This is a genomic window from Flavobacterium cryophilum (assembly GCF_048286555.1).
GTDB lineage: Bacteria > Bacteroidota > Bacteroidia > Flavobacteriales > Flavobacteriaceae > Flavobacterium.
Genome location: NZ_JBLVPZ010000018.1, coordinates 1 through 17,848, shown reverse-complemented (window position 1 = coordinate 17,848; position 17,848 = coordinate 1). Strand labels below are relative to the sequence as shown.

The 17,848-nt window shown below is 35.5% G+C and carries 12 protein-coding genes; 5 read left to right on the top strand and 7 right to left on the bottom strand.

All coding sequences use genetic code 11. The features are described from left to right. Positions 1-135 precede the first annotated feature (135 nt). Positions 136-606, bottom strand: coding sequence for a hypothetical protein (locus ACNQGJ_RS16665; protein WP_417975054.1), 471 nt, complete (start codon positions 604-606; stop codon positions 136-138). A 374-nt stretch (positions 607-980) separates the two neighbouring features. On the opposite strand from ACNQGJ_RS16665, the gene ACNQGJ_RS16660 reads away from it, so the two are divergent. Then, positions 981-1,772 carry a tyrosine-type recombinase/integrase gene (locus ACNQGJ_RS16660; protein ID WP_417975053.1) on the top strand — a complete coding sequence of 264 codons (792 nt, stop codon included), beginning with the start codon at positions 981-983 and terminating at the stop codon, positions 1,770-1,772. Continuing rightward, positions 1,757-2,896 carry an IS91 family transposase gene (locus ACNQGJ_RS16655; protein WP_417975051.1) on the top strand — a complete coding sequence of 380 codons (1,140 nt, stop codon included), beginning with the start codon at positions 1,757-1,759 and terminating at the stop codon, positions 2,894-2,896. Before ACNQGJ_RS16660 ends, ACNQGJ_RS16655 begins: the two co-directional genes overlap by 16 nt. 219 nt (positions 2,897-3,115) lie before the next feature. On the opposite strand, the gene ACNQGJ_RS16650 is transcribed toward ACNQGJ_RS16655, so the two are convergent. The 6 genes from ACNQGJ_RS16650 to ACNQGJ_RS16625 form a co-directional block, all read right to left on the bottom strand. Beyond that, complete coding sequence (locus ACNQGJ_RS16650) at positions 3,116-3,478, bottom strand: hypothetical protein (protein WP_417975049.1); 363 nt, start codon at positions 3,476-3,478, stop codon at positions 3,116-3,118. A gap of 923 nt (positions 3,479-4,401) precedes the next feature. After that, positions 4,402-5,574: an MFS transporter gene (locus ACNQGJ_RS16645; RefSeq protein WP_417975047.1), complete on the bottom strand. Its 1,173-nt coding sequence runs from the start codon at positions 5,572-5,574 to the stop codon at positions 4,402-4,404. Positions 5,575-5,585: 11 nt separating this feature from the next. Beyond that, on the bottom strand, positions 5,586-6,785 hold the full coding sequence (locus ACNQGJ_RS16640; RefSeq protein WP_417975045.1) for a hypothetical protein: 1,200 nt from the start codon (positions 6,783-6,785) through the stop codon (positions 5,586-5,588). Beyond that, the gene (locus ACNQGJ_RS16635; RefSeq protein ID WP_417975043.1) at positions 6,785-7,372 is read right to left on the bottom strand and encodes a ferric reductase-like transmembrane domain-containing protein; all 588 of its coding nucleotides are present in this window, start codon (positions 7,370-7,372) and stop codon (positions 6,785-6,787) included. The genes ACNQGJ_RS16640 and ACNQGJ_RS16635 overlap by 1 nt, the downstream gene beginning before the upstream one ends. 111 nt (positions 7,373-7,483) lie before the next feature. Continuing rightward, positions 7,484-8,248, bottom strand: a complete 765-nt coding sequence (locus tag ACNQGJ_RS16630; protein ID WP_417975041.1) for a phosphatase PAP2 family protein — start codon at positions 8,246-8,248, stop codon at positions 7,484-7,486. 1,133 nt (positions 8,249-9,381) lie between these two features. Then, positions 9,382-9,804 (bottom strand): helix-turn-helix domain-containing protein, encoded by a 423-nt coding sequence (locus tag ACNQGJ_RS16625; RefSeq protein WP_417975039.1) that lies wholly within the window; start codon positions 9,802-9,804, stop codon positions 9,382-9,384. A gap of 1,269 nt (positions 9,805-11,073) precedes the next feature. Here ACNQGJ_RS16625 and ACNQGJ_RS16620 point away from each other — a divergent pair. The 3 genes from ACNQGJ_RS16620 to ACNQGJ_RS16610 are packed head-to-tail and all read left to right on the top strand — an operon-like array spanning position 11,074 to position 17,748. Beyond that, positions 11,074-14,115 (top strand): SusC/RagA family TonB-linked outer membrane protein, encoded by a 3,042-nt coding sequence (locus ACNQGJ_RS16620; RefSeq protein WP_417975038.1) that lies wholly within the window; start codon positions 11,074-11,076, stop codon positions 14,113-14,115. Between the two features lie 17 nt (positions 14,116-14,132). After that, positions 14,133-15,527, top strand: coding sequence for a RagB/SusD family nutrient uptake outer membrane protein (locus ACNQGJ_RS16615; protein WP_417975037.1), 1,395 nt, complete (start codon positions 14,133-14,135; stop codon positions 15,525-15,527). A gap of 10 nt (positions 15,528-15,537) precedes the next feature. Continuing rightward, complete coding sequence (locus ACNQGJ_RS16610) at positions 15,538-17,748, top strand: S9 family peptidase (protein WP_417975036.1); 2,211 nt, start codon at positions 15,538-15,540, stop codon at positions 17,746-17,748. Positions 17,749-17,848 lie beyond the last annotated feature (100 nt).

The window sequence follows — 17,848 nt, the reverse complement described above, 5'->3', positions numbered from 1 at the left end:
GTTTCCAACTTTTCCAACAAGCCGCTGGAACGGAATTCGTAATCGAAAAACACCCTACATATAACCATCTTAAAAGTTGTTAATAACTTAATGATGCTTTACATAGGAACAGCTGTTGGCAGTAATATTTTCTATTTACTTGAAATGCTTAGTTTCAATTATTTCCGAATTTTCTCCATAATAAACAATACTGTCTAGGTGATATTTATCATTTGCAGGGTTAGGATATTCTTCTGTGGTTTTATCAACACTTGATAAATATTCTTTTCGGTTTTCGTATGTGATTTCTTTTATGCGATGATTATTTTTATTGTATTCCCAAATTCCTGTAACTTGTTCTTTGGAAGTTGCCGAAAGAAAAATGATAAAAGGAACAGGAGTACAAAATATAAGAATTAAGATGTTCCAATTTTTTATTTTTATTTTGTCTTTCCAAATTATGATCCCCGTTACGATTGTTAAAATAGCCCAAATGATTACAAGTATAAATAAATAACCTAGTGAAGCGCTTTCGTCATTTTTAGACAGCATCCACATAAAAAATGTGGACAGAGAATAAATTGCAGAAATACTTAAAAGCTTTAAATTCGGATTTTCGTTTGTCATATTTTTTCGAATATTATTGCCAACGTCCCCGCGTTACACGCAGTTTGGGACTAAATTAAGCCCTATTTTCGGATTTGCCAAATCTTCCAAATACCAAACCATTTTCAAATTAAGCCTAATACCCAAATTGCTTGTAGCGTGTGTTGAACTAAACCTTCGGTAGCACCATTGTTGATTTTGATTATCTTACGAAGATAACTAAAATAGGATATTATGACTACAAAAAAAAGCATCCTGATGCGTTAAGAGAAAACAAAATCCTCAACCAAGCCAAGCGCGAAGTTCCTGGATTTGAGGAATTACTTCAACGATTTGAGCGTACGGTTTCCATTTTAGGAAGAAGCCAAAGCACGTTCAATAACTATTCCCGCCATGTGGCGGCTATTTCGCTTTATTTTGGTAAAATCCCAACTGAATTAGATTCTGAACAAGTACAGGATTACTTGTTTTACCAACAAAAAAAGTCAAAAACTCCATCTCAAACGTATTTTAAACACTGTGTTTACGGACTTCGGTTTTTGCTAAAATCCGAGGGTTTACCGTATGAATTTTTACGGTTGCCCTCGATAAAACACGAGAAAAAACTCCCTGTTGTTTTGAGCAAGGAAGAAGTTTGGGCGATGCTCCAGTGTGCCAAACTGCTTAAACATAAAATCCTCATTGGCTTGCTTTATGGTTGTGGACTTCGCTGTATGGAAGCTAGAAGTGTGCGTTTACAGGATTTAGATTTTGACCGAAAACAACTCAAAGTCGTGCAAGGCAAAGGCAAAAAAGACCGCTACGTACCGCTTTCAGAACATTTAATTCGTGGGCTGAAAAAATACATCGAAGCCGAAAAACCCCAAGATTATGTTTTTAATGGACAACCTTTGCCTAATGGAGCCGGTGGCGATTTTGACAATCGGTATTCGCAACGAGGCGTGCAATGGGCAGTGAAACAAGTCGCCAAAGCAGCGGGTATTATCAAAGAAGTTCATACCCATACGCTTCGGCACAGTTATGCCACGCATTTGCTCGAAGACGGTATGGATATTATGACTTTGAAAGACCTTTTGGGACACCAGAATGTTGAGACCACAATGGAATATCTACATATTGCCCAACTCGAAAGTCAGCGCATCTTTAGTCCACTTGATACTCTTTTTGCCCAATGCAGCGGGCGGTAAGCTGCACAGGGCGAAGTCGAAGTGAAGTAGCGGATGTACTGCGAAAAATAGGATCAAGAATCGAAAACTATGGATTAAATACGTGGCAACTTCGCACGCTTTACGCCATTAAAAAATGTAGAACAGCCGAGTTGGGTGGTCATATCGATTCTTGCGATAGTTGTGGTACTCTCACTGTAAGCTACAACTCTTGCCGCAATCGGCATTGCCCGAAGTGTCAGGGTAACAAACGAGAAGATTGGATACAAGCTAGAAGCACAGAACTCTTGCCAGTGCCGTACTTCCACGTCGTTTTTACCTTGCCAAGCAGTGTCAATTCTTTGTCGATGCATCAGCCCAAGATGGTGTATGATACCTTATTTGAAGCGACATGGGAAACGCTTCAAAGTTTTGGCAAAGCCAAGCAAATGCAAATGGGAATGATCGCCGTTTTGCACACTTGGGGACAACAATTGAGTTTGCATCCGCACCTGCATTGCATTGTTCCAGGCAGTGGTGTGAATAAAAACGGACAATGGCAAAACAGTAGAACAGACGGTAAATTTCTGTTTCCAGTCAAGGCGTTGTCTAAGGTTTTCAGGGCTAAATTTTGCGAAAAACTCAAGGCGAAATCGCCTACTCAATACGAACAAATCCGGCAGGAATTATGGCAAAAACCATGGGTAGTATTTGTTAAGAAACCTTTTGGAAGTCCCAAATCAGTGGTGGAATATTTGGGTAGATACACCCATAAAATAGCCATCAGCAATAATAGAATCAAGAGTATTGACGAGCAAAAGGTGACTTTTGATTACAAGGATTACCGAGTAGCGGGCGTTAAAAAACAAATGACACTTACTCATCAGGAATTTATCAGGCGTTTTTCGTTGCATATTTTGCCCAAACGGTTTGTGAAAATCCGTCATTATGGTTTTTTGAGCAGCACTTGGAAGCGTCAAAAGCTGAAACTTTTGCAGGAAAAACTTAAGGTAAAAGTTTTAGAAAAAGCAGAAAAGAAGTCCTTTTTACAAAAGTGTCCTTGTTGTAAAACAGGCAATTTACACCGCATAGCGGTTTTTGACCAGCGTGGTCCGCCTGCTTGGTTTCTTGGTCGTAGCCAAAACGCCATTCCCTGTGAAAACTAATTTTACGGGTAAGGGAAATTGTGTTCAAAAGTGAAGGAAAACATCAAAAAAATCAAGCTGAAACAACTCCACAAAAAAAGAGGAACAAAATCCTCTTGAAAATACCTCTACAATCTTTACGATAACTCCATAGTGTTGGCGGCAGGTATTCGGTTCCGTTCAACACGGGCTTCATTGTTCGTGCTACGCACGCAACGAAATCCTAGCTGTTAGCAGCAGTTATTTAGACAATTCTACTTTTAGTTTCATAAATCCTTTCCAATTATTTCCAGCTTCGTGATAATTTAAAACTAAAGTAGAATCGATTGTTTCAGCGGTATACCATTGACCCGCATGATATGGAATTTGTTCTTCTAAACTTTTATTCAGAAGTTCATGCAAATAATCAGAAATAGCTATTTTATGATTTTCATTCAAAGCAACTCTTTTTTTCTCGATAATTTTTCGGCTTGTTAAATTTTTGCAGTCAACGCTATCTTTTGTTATTTCGGCAAAAAGTTTTTTTTCTGCACGAACAATTTTTATCTCTTCGTGATGTCCGCCCCACTCTCCACATTCATCATAATCTGCTGTCAGTTTCAAATAACCTACTCCAACAATATTTTCAAATTCGGCAACTTTGTTGGTGTTTTGGCTTCTGGTGGCTTTCTATTACAACCTAAAATTAAGAATGCAATTACGAAATAATATGCTTTGTTCATATTTACGAAAATGTGGTTTATAATTGCTGCCAACTTGCATATAGGCAAAACAAACCTTCGTATACACACCCAAATAGGGATAGATTGGCGAAGGTTTGTTTCGCTTTATGTCTTTTCAAATATATTAAAATTTTCTTACAAATCTTTAAAAGGACTTTTTATTTGCTGCAGACTTTTCGTAATAACATAGGTATATATTTCGGTAGTTTTTACTACTATTATGTCCCAAAAATTCTTGCGCCTATTGTAAATTAGTGTCGCTGTACAGTAAATGAGTAGAGTAGTTGTGCTTAAAGGAGTGCAAAGTGGCTGGTTTTGTAATTTGTACCGGCATAAAACATAAAAGACACCACTCAGCATCTTTCACCCAATCCTCCTACTCTTTCAGCTATAATTATAGTGCCTATTCCTCCTAAACTCATAGAACTTCCCTCTCAGCTAAAAACATAAAAACCAAACCGCAATAAATCCTATTATTTCATACCATTCCATACCTCAAATATAGAAGGAATAGGTATTCATCTTTTATCTTCAAATCAAGTAATCCGCTTTTGATAAGTAATAATCCCAAATTGATAAATATTACTTACCGCTGTAAAACAGAAAAAGATGCCCTTGCATCTTTTTCTACTAAGTATTATTTCAGTCTTCAAATCCCGCAGCTTAAAAACAGTACTTTTCAAAACTACCTTAAGTTCCGTTCAACACAGGTTTCATTTTTGGCTTTGCAAGCCCAACCAAAGCAGTTGGCAGTAATTTTAATATTTGTAAGCTATTTTATACCACTCCTAAATTTGTCTATGTCTATTTTTTTACAAAAAATGAGAAGTAAATGATAATAAAAACTGTTGCTATTCCAGTAATTATAAATGTAGCATTTGCACCAAATTGATACCAAATTAGGCCAGCTAAAGAACTCGCTAACATTGTACAAATGCTTTGAAAACCTGAATAAGTTCCGATTGCTGTTGCAGTATCTTTTCTATTGGAAATATTACTAATCCAAGCTTTGGAAATCCCCTCAGTTGCTGATGCATAAACTCCATAAATAAAGAATAGCATTGCTATAGTATAAATATTAGTACTAAAAGCCATCCCAAAATATACTATTGCAAACAAAGAAAGCCCAAAAACAAACATTTTCTTTAATCCAATTTTGTCTGCAAAAATTCCTACTGGAAACGCGCAAAGTGCATAAACCAAATTATAAAAAATATAAACCCCAATTACTGCCGTGTCATTTAGACCTGCCTGTTTTGCTTTTAATAACAAGAAAATATCGGAACTGTTGAATAAGGTAAATGCCAGTAACCCGATTAGTAATTTTCGATACTGCAATGGACTTGCTTTCCAATAATTTAGAAAGGAGAAAAAAGGTGTTGGTTTTCTTTCTATTGGATGGGCTTTAGTTTTGTCTTTCAAAAAAAAGGATGCCAATACAGCCAGTAGCCCTGGAATAAATGCGACATAAAAAAGTGTTTTGTAATCCTGTGGATAAAAGTATAGATACAATAATGCCAATGCGGGCCCGATAACTGCTCCAAAAGTATCCATTGATCGATGAAAACCAAAAATTTTTCCTTTTGTTTCCGGAGTTGCCTCATCCGATAAAATAGCATCTCTAGCACCTGTGCGAATGCCTTTCCCAAAGCGGTCAACAGCTCGTGCAAAGAAAATCCAAAGTGGAAAAGTAAAAACTGCCATCATTGGTTTTGAAATAGTGCTAAAAGCATAACCGAGTTGAACAAACGGAACTCGTTTTCCGGAATTGTCTGATAATTTCCCGAAATATCCTTTGCTTAAACCTGCCAAAGCTTCTGCAAAACCTTCCAAAACACCAATCAAAACAATAGAAAATCCGATTGCTCTTAAGTAAATTGGCATAATTGGGTAAAGCATTTCACTTGCTGTATCAGTAAATAAACTGACTAAAGATAGTACCCAAACTGTCCGAGTTATGTAGTTAAATATTTTCATAAAGGATACAATTAAAATCTTAAATATCTTGTTGTATTTACTCGAATTCCAAATCTGAACTCATCGAATTTGTTTAGCGTTGTGGTCAAAATAGTTGGAGATCCATTAAGTAAATGATGTGCATATTCTATGTGAAAGTTTAACAATTTGTTTGTTTGGGCCAAATTATAATTAATACCCATTTTGATTGCCTGTTCTGTTGCTTTTTCATTAGGATTGTTTAATGCAACTAAATCATAGCGTACGAAAGGTACTAAATCGCCAATCTTTTTTTTATCAAATACTTGAAATTGTAGCTGACCGTAGCCACCCTTAACATTTAATTTTTGGTCTGAATAATTAGAATTAATCACTTCATATTCGATGGTATAAAAATGATTTCCAATAGTATTAGTGTAGTCCAAATTATTTTCAAAAGTCAGTTTAGTTCCTGTTGCCAAGGTGCTTCCTAATGACACATTATTTATACCTGAAATTAGAGTAAAATTTTTATCTTTTATGTTTTGAGTATTGTCTATCGCAAAACCAATATTTAACTTTTGATTGCTTTTATCGGTGGCTTGGATAATAGACTGCGTAATTTTAAAAGTCAGCGAATTCCAAAATTGAAAACTAGGATGATTTTGATTAAGCGAACCTCTATTGTCTTGCATTGATGCTTGTAAAAATATTCTTTTTGACACTTGTGATTGAATTTGTAAGCCCCATTGTGTACCAAAACTATTTGTGCTTCCGTGCTGTTCGAGAATTAAACTTCGATTTATTGTTGGCAGATTACCCGAAGATAAATTATCTTCTTTTGACAAAATATTCGTGTTTTCCCCAAACAATATTCGAAATTTATTGGAGTCATTTGCATCTTGAAATGTTATAAACAGATTTTCCCAAATTTTAAATCTTTTACTATCTTGAAAAAAGTTATTATCTGTAAAATCAACTTCATAGAATACGATTGTACGAAATTTATTTCCATTTATTTTGAATGGATAACTTGGTAACTGAAATTCCATTCCTTGTCGCACTCTTCTCCAAGCTGGAAGTTGATTTGACGAAAATAATCTTTCGGCAAACGCCCAAGTTGTCCATTGAAAATCACTTTTTTTATATTGTAAACCTGCGTCAGGATTATAAATAAAATGTTTTTTACTGTCATTTTGTGCAATCGTATTAATTGTACAAAATACAAATAGGAAAAGGTAGATAAATTTCATTATACAATTTTTGTTTTATTATGAAATTTATATCGAGCATAACTTGCCGCTATTAAAACAATTAGGCAAACTTCTGAAACTACTTTTTCGGCATCAAAAATATCAACTGGACGGTTTTTTAATAAAGGGTCCATGACTATTCCGTGAACCACAAAAAGCATTGCTGTAGCGTAAGAAATAAGATGAATGTTTTTCCAAACTCGAAAACTCATTTTATCTCTCACTATTTTTTGTGTTGTTATTAAAACTGTAAATATTGCTAACATTGAAAGGGTTCCAAAAGCAACAAATATTTTTTGTGTTGGTGCATTGATTGGAAAAATGATGTCAATGAATTTGAATTTTGTTGAAGCATCAAATAATAAAAATGTTGGATGTAAGACGACTAAAAATAATGCGAAGTATGCTGTCCAATTATGAAAATTGAACAGATTAATGTTTTTAATTTTTTTGGGCAGCGTTTTCCAATAGGTTTGTCTTTTATAATTTGTACTTATCATCATTCCTAAAAGGAAATTGAAAGTTAGCACTATTGTCGCGACTAATCCTGTTGAAGCGGATAGGTCTAAAAATGATATGTTTAGCATTTTAGTATAATTTGATGAATTAATAAAAGTTTTGTGTAAAGAACATAACACCTTTGTGGAGGTTGAGAGAATTTATTTTGGTAATTATTTGTGAGTTTTTCATATGTAAGTTTATTTTAACTTTAAAAGTATAGCTAATCCAATTTCTTTACCGTTATAAAAAGGGGCTATCATTGATATCGTTTTTCTCTCTTCAGTTGATTTAAATATTTTTGCTTTCATATAAGGATTTAACCAATACGCAATTTTTGTACTCAATATTCCTAAACCAGCGCCTGCGGCAACATCTGTAAGCCAATGTTTATTATTGGTAATTCTAAAAATACCGGTTGCAGTTGCGACTGCATAACCTGAAATTCCGTACCATATAGATTTGTCTTTGTATTCTTGCCAAAGAAACTCGGCACCAGCAAAAGCGGTTGCAGTATGTCCTGATGGAAAAGAATATGAAGAACCATCTGGACGTTCAACTTTTGTAATGCGTTTTAATGCTGTTACGGAAATAAAAACTAATAAAAAAGAGGTCCCTAAAATAACACTTCTATCTTTTAAATTATTTTTTCCGTGTATTCCTAAATTATTTAATACGTAAACAGTTAAAGCAGGAGCATATTGTGAGAAATCATCAAAAGTGGTTCTTCTGTCAATATCGTTTATAACTTCTTCCCTAATCTCAAAATTTAATTCTTTTAGGTAGTCGATTTTTTCAATACCTACAGCTCCGTAACTAATTAAAAGAGTGGGAATAATAAGTTGCTTGTAATTGAACTTTAAATTTTGTTTGATACTATCCTTTTTAAGTACTTCTTGTGCGGTTAAAGAAATTGTACTTAAAAGTATAGTAAGTAAAATTATGTTTTGTTTTAATTTTTTCATTTTTTAGTTTAATAAGAATGTTATATTTACCCGCTGTTGGTTCTAAAATATTTCAATAGTATCATTTTGAGGGAATGTAATAGTTTTCTCTTTTTACTGTAACCAAGAGGATTAAAAACAATGGTTTGCTTTCCGTTGGGAATATTTTCGATTATTACAAATCCTTTTTCATCGGAAATAGAACCTTTCGAGTTCCCACTAAAAATACAGAAACATTCGTAATTGCTTCTTTTGTTTTTTTATTTTGATGATTGATTTAAAAGTATTTTGCGCTGTTGCTAAAAAAAGAAATAGCAAAAGAATGAATACTGTTTTTTTCATTCTTGGATTTAAATAGAATTGTTTGAAACAGTAAAACAGACAACTGCATAGCAATTGCCTAAAAAAGTCAAATCAAAAAATCATTAAATCAAGTAAGAAGAATACAGAATAAAAAGCTTATCCCGTTTTGGAAAGAAAGAGATTTTGTAGAATGAATTGCATTTAGATACAGGTAGAAATGCACTTAAATGGAATTGGATTGGTGTATCACAATTAATATCACAATGCGGAATACTTTGTGTTACACTGTTTGCAAAGGTTTGGTTGCTAAATTGTTGAATGTAGGCATGACTTTCATTTTTAAAATTTGCCTTCTCCTCGGTATCCGAAAATTCAAATACGGTGTTGACATAGCAACACGATATCAAAAGCAGAAGTACTATTTTAATGTATCCTTTCATCGTTGTAAATGTACAAACAATAATTTTGTTTTGTCGGCAAATGACTATAATTCATAAATGGAGGGATTAGGTTAACCGTATTACTTTTAGAAGTAAGTCCATTTCAGCATCTTTCACTCCTTCCTCCTACTCTTCCAGCTACAATTTTTGTTATAATCCCTCCTAAACTCATAAATTTTCCTTCTTAGGTAAAGCCCTAAAAACCAAACCACAATTAGCCATATTATTTCATACCATTCCATACCTCAAATATAGAAGGAATAGGTAAACGTCTTTTATCTTCAAATCAAGTAATCCATTTTTGACAAGTAATAATCCCGAATTGATAAGTATTACTTACCGCTATAAAACTTAAAAAGATGCCTAGGCATCTTTTTAAGTTTTATTTATTATCAATAAAGGTTTGTAAAATTATTCTATAATAGTACAATACTCTTGCTTTTGATCTTTAAAAAGTTGATAATCTATGTCTGAAAGTTTAACTTTAGAAAGTTCTTTTAATCTTTCTGGGACATTTCCTTTAGCATCTACGACTTGATTTCTCGTATTAATATTAAATAAATCAAGTCTTAATTTAACGATATCATTTTTAATGACTTTTTTAGGCATTATTTCACTGTATGAATCTAATCCTAACGCTACTGCAATTCTTGAAACCAACCTGATGTTTGCTTTAGCAGGATTCTTTGGATTTTCAATACCTCCAATATAACCCTCAGACACACCGATCCTGTGAGCAAGTGTAACTTGATCAATACCTGCTTTTATTCTTGCATACCTAATATTTTCCTTGATTCGAAAATCGATTTCTGATATTACTATCTCTACAATCATGACTATAAATTAGTTGACAATGAAGGGATTTTAAAATTTATTATCACATACCTATTGGTATGTGATAATATTTTATATATTTGTTTAAAATTCAGTAATGAATTGTAATTTTGCGTTTCTTCATTTAAAAATATTTGAAGCATTCGCTTTGAATCTCGTTATCGAAAACTGGCGTTTAAATAACCACGAGATGATAAGTACGATGCTCACGTCCCATGGCGTGGGCTCACTTATTCGTGGTAAGGTACCGCCAGTACCCCGATAGCGTTTAAGCTGAGTTCCATGCCATTTTTTATGGCCATTAATTAGGGCAAAACTCACTTCAATTCTTAGCACCGCTTCATCATTTTCATAGTCTCGCAGCAGTTTAACCCGCTAAAATCAGCATGCCTATGAATTTAATAAATTAGATACCTAAAAAACACCTCCCACCCAGCGTTTCGTGTGGTTTCAACCAGTAAACTACATAAAATACCAGTAAAGAAAATGCCCTTTTCTTTGCCGGCACAAGATCCCTATGCCCAAGTGTAAATCAATAACCAAAAACCTATGACCAAAAACCAATAACTAAAAAATACCTGCACCGAAAGGTCCTTTGAACAGAACACCTAGTTAATTTAATTTGAATTTGTTAATAAAAGGTGCAGGTTATTTAATCATACCTAACAACCATAAACTAACTCTTAAAAACCCACATATTTATGATGTAGCAAAAAACACCTTCCCTAAAGACTTTAAGCCATTCGACTTGAGACTTTAAGGCTAAACAAAAAAAGTCCCCTAACTCGTCGGCAAACTAGACTAGAGGACTATTGCAAAACAAAACTCACATTTCATTTAACTAAACCAATAGTATGAATAAATTTTCATTAAACAAAGGGTTGAGAGCCGAACCTGAAAATCAATTATTCTTTTTCATACCGCTCTTACGTCATCTTACCGTAGGAATACAACTAGGTTTATTACATCTAAATTATTATCATGAAATACTACAAGCAAATACAAATAGGAATAATTGTACTTTTTATTGCAACGATGTGCCTGTGGATTTTTGGTTGAGATACAGGTTATTAAACCGCAAGAACATCAACTCATAACTAAAAACCCACATACTTAAGATATAGTAAAAAAAACCTTTCCTAAAGACTTTAAGACATTCGCCTTGAGACTTTAAGACTAAACAAAAAAAGTCCTCTAACTCGTCGGCAAACTAGACTAGAGGACTATAGTAAAAACAAAACTCACATTTCATTTAACTAAACCAATATTATGAAAAAATTTTCATTTTACAAGGGGGATTCGGCTTTTTGGTACTTGATTATTATCGGATTCTTATTATCCTGCACCACAGCTCTGGCAAACAAAAGACTGAGGCAAATGCAGTCTCCACTTCAAGAAATCCAAATAAGCGGTACCATCACTGATGGCACTAGCAAATTGCCCGGCGTAACAGTTTCAATAAAAGGAAAATCGACAACCGTTACGATCTCTGACTTTAATGGTCAATACAGGCTCACATCATCACCTGACGATATTTTAGTGGTTACTTTCATGGGATTTAAAACCGCTACAGCGCCCATAAACGGTCGTAAAATAATCAACATACAATTGCTGGAAGACATAACTTCATTACAAGAAGTCCGTGTCAATGCGGGTTATTATTCCGTAAAGGAAAGCGAACGTACGGGCAGCATCTCAAAAATGTCCGCTAAAGAAATCGAAAAACAACCTGTTGCGAATGTCCTTGCGGCAATGCAAGGTCGTATAGCGGGTGTCAATATTACGCAGACCACAGGTGTTCCCGGGGGTGGTTTTGAAATAGAAATAAGAGGCAGAAACAGTATTCGCACCGATGCAAATAATCCATTGTACATCATTGATGGAATGCCGTTTTCCACACAAAATATGGGCAATGATTTAATTTCAGGATCAATCCTCCCGGCACCGGGTATTAGCCCGCTCAATAGTATAAATCCGTCCGATATAGAAAGCATTGAAATCCTCAAGGATGCTGATGCAACATCAATATATGGCTCAAGAGGTGCCAACGGTGTTGTACTCATCACAACCAAAAAAGGGAAATCAGGGAAAACAGCGTTTTCAATTAATACCTACAGTGGAACTGGCAAAGTAACTCGTATGCTCGATCTTATGAATACGTCACAATATCTTGGAATGAGAGAACAGGCCTTCGCAAATGATGGAATAACCGAATATCCTTCCTGGGCGTATGACGTCAATGGAACTTGGGATAGGAATCGGTATACAGATTGGCAAAAAGAGCTAATTGGCGGAACGGCATATACTCGAAGTATTGATGCTGCTGTCTCCGCAGGGAACAGCAAGACACAGTTTATAATTCGGGCAAGTAATTTTAATCAAACTACGGTGTTTCCAGGTGACTTTGCGTATGGTAAAACAGCTTTACACTTCAACATAAATCATAGTTCAGATAACGATAAATTTAAGATTAGTCTTTCCGGAAATTATACGCTCGATAAAAATAATTTACTGGGAACCGACCTGACTCTTGAAGCTTCACAACTGGCTCCAAATGCTCCCGCATTATATGATGGTAACGGCGAATTAAATTGGGAAAACGCTACTTGGAAGAATCCTTTAAGACTCTTAGAGTCCAAATATCTTGCAAAAACAAATACACTCGTTGCAGGAAGCGTCATAGGCTATAAAATAATGCCTGCACTGGAATTTAAAACAATTCTTGGTTACACAGATACTCGCCTTGACGAGTCTAAAACAGTACCCTCAACAATCTACAACCCAGCCTACGGCTTAGACAGTTCCATTTCATCTTTTTATACGAACAAATCAGGCCAACAGTCTTGGAACGTGGAACCACAGTTGTCGTGGCAAAAGGACTTTGGTTTTGGAACCATTAAAGCATTGGCTGGAACAACTTTTCAAGAAAGTTCATCAGCATCATTAGGAGTAAACGCATCAGGCTTTTCAAGCAATAGTCTTATAACAAATAGTGCCGCAGCGGCTAATGTACAAGTGTTAAACAATACAAATGGTTTGTACCGTTACAGTGCCTTTTTTGGCCGCATTAATTATAGTCTTAACAGTAAATATTTCATAAATATTACTGGTCGTCGCGATGGTTCTAGTCGCTTTGGTTCCGGCAATCGCTTTGCTAATTTTGGAGCTATAGGTGCTGCTTGGCTTTTTGCAAGAGAAAATATAATTGCTGAAAAATATTCATTCATCAGTTTTGGGAAACTTAGGGGAAGTTATGGTACCACCGGAAGTGACCAAATTGGCGACTATCAGTTTATGAATACCTATATATCGTCTGGAGGCAGTTACCAAGGTACCGTTGGTCTTGAACCCGCTCGTTTATACAACCCTGATTTTAGTTGGGAGACCAATAAGAAATTAGAAATGGCTCTAGAACTGGGTTTCCTGAAAGACCGTATTTTTATCACAACTGCACATTACCGCAATAGATCTTCCAATCAGTTGGTCGGAATACCACTACCCGGAACAACTGGATTCCCATCCATACAATCCAATTTAAAGGCAACCGTTGAAAATACAGGTTGGGAATTTGAACTACGTTCGTTAAACCTTCAAAACAAAGAGTTCAAATGGTCAACTTCCATTAATCTCGCTATCGCCACAAATAAACTTTTGGCTTTCCCAAACTTGGCAGGATCAACTTATGCCAGCCAATACGTAATTGGGGAACCGCTTGATATTCATCTGGTCTATCACTTTACCGGTATAAATCCGGAAACAGGTATTTATCAGTTTAAAGACTTTAATGGAGATGGTGCTTTAACACCTTTAGAAGACCGTCAAAGAATAGTTAGTACAAATCCAAATTACTTTGGAGGTCTGAACAATAGCTTTTCTTATAAAAATTGGCAGTTGGATTTCTTGTTTCAGTTTGTAAAACAGCTCGGTTTCAATTACAATGGTTCGGGAGTGGTTCCAGGAACGGGAAACAATCAACCACTGTCAAATCTTAACAGTTGGCAACTAGGACAAACAGACGGGGTGCAGAAATATACCGCTGGCTTTAATGATGAAGCGGTAAATGCATACTATTCTTACTATAGTTACAGTGATGCAGCATTTAGTGATGCGTCGTTTATAAGGCTAAAAAATCTTTCAATCTCGTACAGTTTACCACAGTCATGGCTTAAAGCGGCTAGTTGTCGCCTGTATCTTCAAGGACAAAACCTGCTTACAATAACACGTTTTAATGGTGCGGATCCTGAAAACCAATCATTTGGAAAGCTTCCTCCACTAAGGGTCGTGACTATGGGAATTCAATTAAATTTTTAATCTAAAAAAATAATAACATGAAAAATATAGCAAAAAGAAGAATGGCTTTTTTAATTGCCAGTATTGTCGGACCGATACTGTTTATAAGTTGCGAAAGTTTTGTGGAGATTGAAGTTCCTAACTCGCAATTGACAGCCGAAAATGTTTTTAAAGATAAAGCAACAGCACAGGCAGCTCTAGCTAACATCTACATAAAAATGCAGAATAATGTGCTGGTTACAGGGAACTTTAATGGCATTTCAAATCTTTTAGGAAATTATGCTGATGATTTAAATTACTATGGTATTGATGGACAAAGGGAAGAGGCTTTCTACAAAAATGTCTTACTCCCTTCAAACAGCACCATTTCTGAAGTATGGAATAATACCTATAATTTAATTTACGCCTCAAATGCTGTAATTGAAGGAGTAACAGCATCTACAGGCATTGCACAAAATGATAAAGGACAACTAATTGGCGAAGCACAATTTCTTCGGGCTTATCTTCACTTTTATCTCGTAAACCTGTATGGCAATATTCCGTATGTAACAACTACTGATTACAGACTAAACACAACGATAGAAAAAAAAGCTCCTGCTGAAGTGTACCGTTCAATTATTGAAGATTTAATAAATGCAAAATTAGGAATGCCTGATGAATACTCAAGCGATGAAAGAGTGCGTCCAAATAAGAGTATTGTCGAAGCGCTTTTGGCAAGGATAAATTTATATAATGAAAATTGGAATGCTGCAGAAGCGGAAGCCAATTTGATAATTAATAACACATCATTATATGGGTTAGAAGAAGATATAGATAAAGTATTTCTTAAAGACAGCCCAGGCACGCTATGGCAACTGATGCCTCAATTTGCTGGAAACAATACATTCGAAGCCCAAAGTTTTATCTTTCTTACTGGTCCGCCGCCAGTTAGTGGATTAAGTAATTCTTTAATCGAATCCTTTGAATCAGGAGATTTACGCAGAGATCATTGGGTAGGAACTGTAACGGACGGTTTAGAAACTTGGTATTTTGCCAATAAATACAAAGAAAATAACAATACTGGATCATCGCGAGAATATTCCATACTATTCCGCTTAGAGGAAATCTATTTAATAAGAGCCGAAGCCAGAACACATTTGGGTAATATTTCCGGCGCAAAGGAAGACTTGAATACAATCAGACACAGAGCAGGTCTGACAGATACGCCAGCAGGTACACAATCCGAATTGTTAAAGGCAATTTTAAAAGAAAGACAGGTGGAGTTTTTTACGGAACTGGGACACCGATGGTTTGACCTCAAACGTTTTGGAGTTGCAGATCAGGTACTTGAAACACGTAAAATAGGCTGGAATAGTACCGATATACTTTGGCCTCTGCCACAATCGGAATTACTGTTAAATAGAAATCTTCTCCCTCAAAATCCCGGATACTAAAAAAATTAAAATGGAATCAGAAACCAAAATAATATCCATTCTGCTTATATTCTTCATGAGTTTAGGCATGATGGTGAAGGGCTCAGCACAGGTAAAAAGAAAATTGCAACCTGCAGATTATAAGCTATGGAGCACTATATATCCGGGAACATTATCCAATGACGGGAAATGGGTGTCATACACTTTGAATTATGCAGATAAAAAAGATACTTTATTTCTGAAAAATGGCACAACGAACTATAAGTACATATTTCCAGCTGGCTCTAATGCGACAATTACAAAGGATAATAAATGGTTCGGCTGTAAGATAGCCGACACACTCAAATTATTGAATCTCGAAACTGGACAACGCCAAAGTTTTCCAAAAATAAATAAATATTTTTTTACTGGTTTGGGGTCTTACGTTATTGGAGTACAAAATACAGATGGAAAACAATCCCTTTGGATTAAAGACTTAAAATCGGATAAGAGCTATACCATCCAAAATGTAAATGAATTCAATCTTAGTCCTGACATGCGATTATTGGCAGTGGTTACCGAGATAAAAAATAGTGCGGCTGTAAAAGTATTTACCTTGAAAGATTCCTTGCAAGAGCAGGAAATAATAGCAACCTCAGCAAATACGTTTATGGGTTTAGCTTGGGATAAAACGGGTAAAGGAGTCACTTTTTTTGAGCAGATTCGCAACAATGAAAGTCAGCTGAATGAACATAAAATATACTACTGCACAGGTTTTGAAAAAACAATTATACTAAAAACGCCTCCGTCCCAATATTTCGATTCCTTGACCAAAACAAGCTACATCCCTTTGTCCAGATTATTTATTTCAGCTGATAATGAAAGGATTTTCTTTGACATAAAAAGCAGGAAGACTTGTAATGAGAAAGCAACGAAACAATCTGATGTACAAATCTGGAATACTGATGATACAACGGTTCCGCCACAACATCCTGATGAGGAAGCAACTTGCTCCGTTTGGCTAATTAATTCAGGAGAACTAAAAACGGTAGAAGAGGCTAATTTTACCAATGTAGTTCCAACAGGAGATCAGAAAAATGCGCTTGTGTTCAGGAGGGATGAATATTTGCCGCGCTATAAATATGGTGGTGAATATAGCGATGTTTATATCAAAAATCTTCTTACTGGAGAACAGCAGTTAGTGGTAAAGAAACAATTAATGGATATGGGGGTAACAACAGTTTCACCTAGCGGAAAATTTGTTTGCTATTTCAAAGACAATAATTGGTGGACGTATAATATCGCTACAAAAAAGCATACCTGCCTTACAGTCTCGCTTAACATTTCATTTTATGACGTGCAATACGATGAATCCGGCATACCTCCTGCTTATGGAAATCCGGGCTGGTCTGCAAATGATCAGTACCTGATAATTTACGACGAATATGACATTTGGTTACTGTCGCCAGACGGAACAACGACGAAAAAAATCACAGACGGGCGAAAAACAAAGGTCAGGTACCGTATCGCCGAAGAAGGAAACGTATACAATTACAAGATTGATACTTTCTATTTTCTTACCCAAACCTTTAATCTGGACGATAATCTGCTTTTACATACTGTAAATACGCAAACGCTTGAGGAAGGTTTTAGCGTATGGTCAAATGGAAATGTAAAGACCTTAGTAGAGAAAAATAAGAAAATGATTTTTATCGAAAAGTCTCAAGACAATAAAAATTATTTGTTCCTAGAAAAAAGTTTCGAGGCTTCCCCTACACTGGTGCTGATAAATAGTCGGGCGGAAGAAAAAATTATTGTGAGGACCAATGAACAGCAAAAGAATTTTTATTGGGGGAAATCCGAATTGATAAAATATAAATCCCCAGAGGGAAAAGAACTAAAGGGAGCCTTGTATTACCCGGCAAATTATCAATCCGGAATAAAATATCCTATGATAGTGCACATTTACAGTAGGAGATCTGGAGAATTGCATGAGTATGTCGAGCCATCGTTTCAATCAGGAAACGGTTTAAATATAGCAAATTTTACTGCCGAAGGCTACTTTGTGTTATTACCCGATATAGCGTATACAATAAACGAGCCTGGCGATTCCGCATTGAAATGTGTGAAGGCTGCAGTAGAAAAAGTTATGGATGGAGGTAGTGTCGATAGAGAAAAGATCGGGTTGATGGGTCATTCCTTTGGTGCCTATGAAACCGCATATATCATTACTCAGACCAGTATGTTCAAAGCATCTATGTAAAAGCATAACTTTGAGAGTACTAAAAACGAAGATTATGCAATTACAAGACGCCTTTTCTATTCCAAAGATATTCATTGGTTTAGATATTCACAAAAAAAGC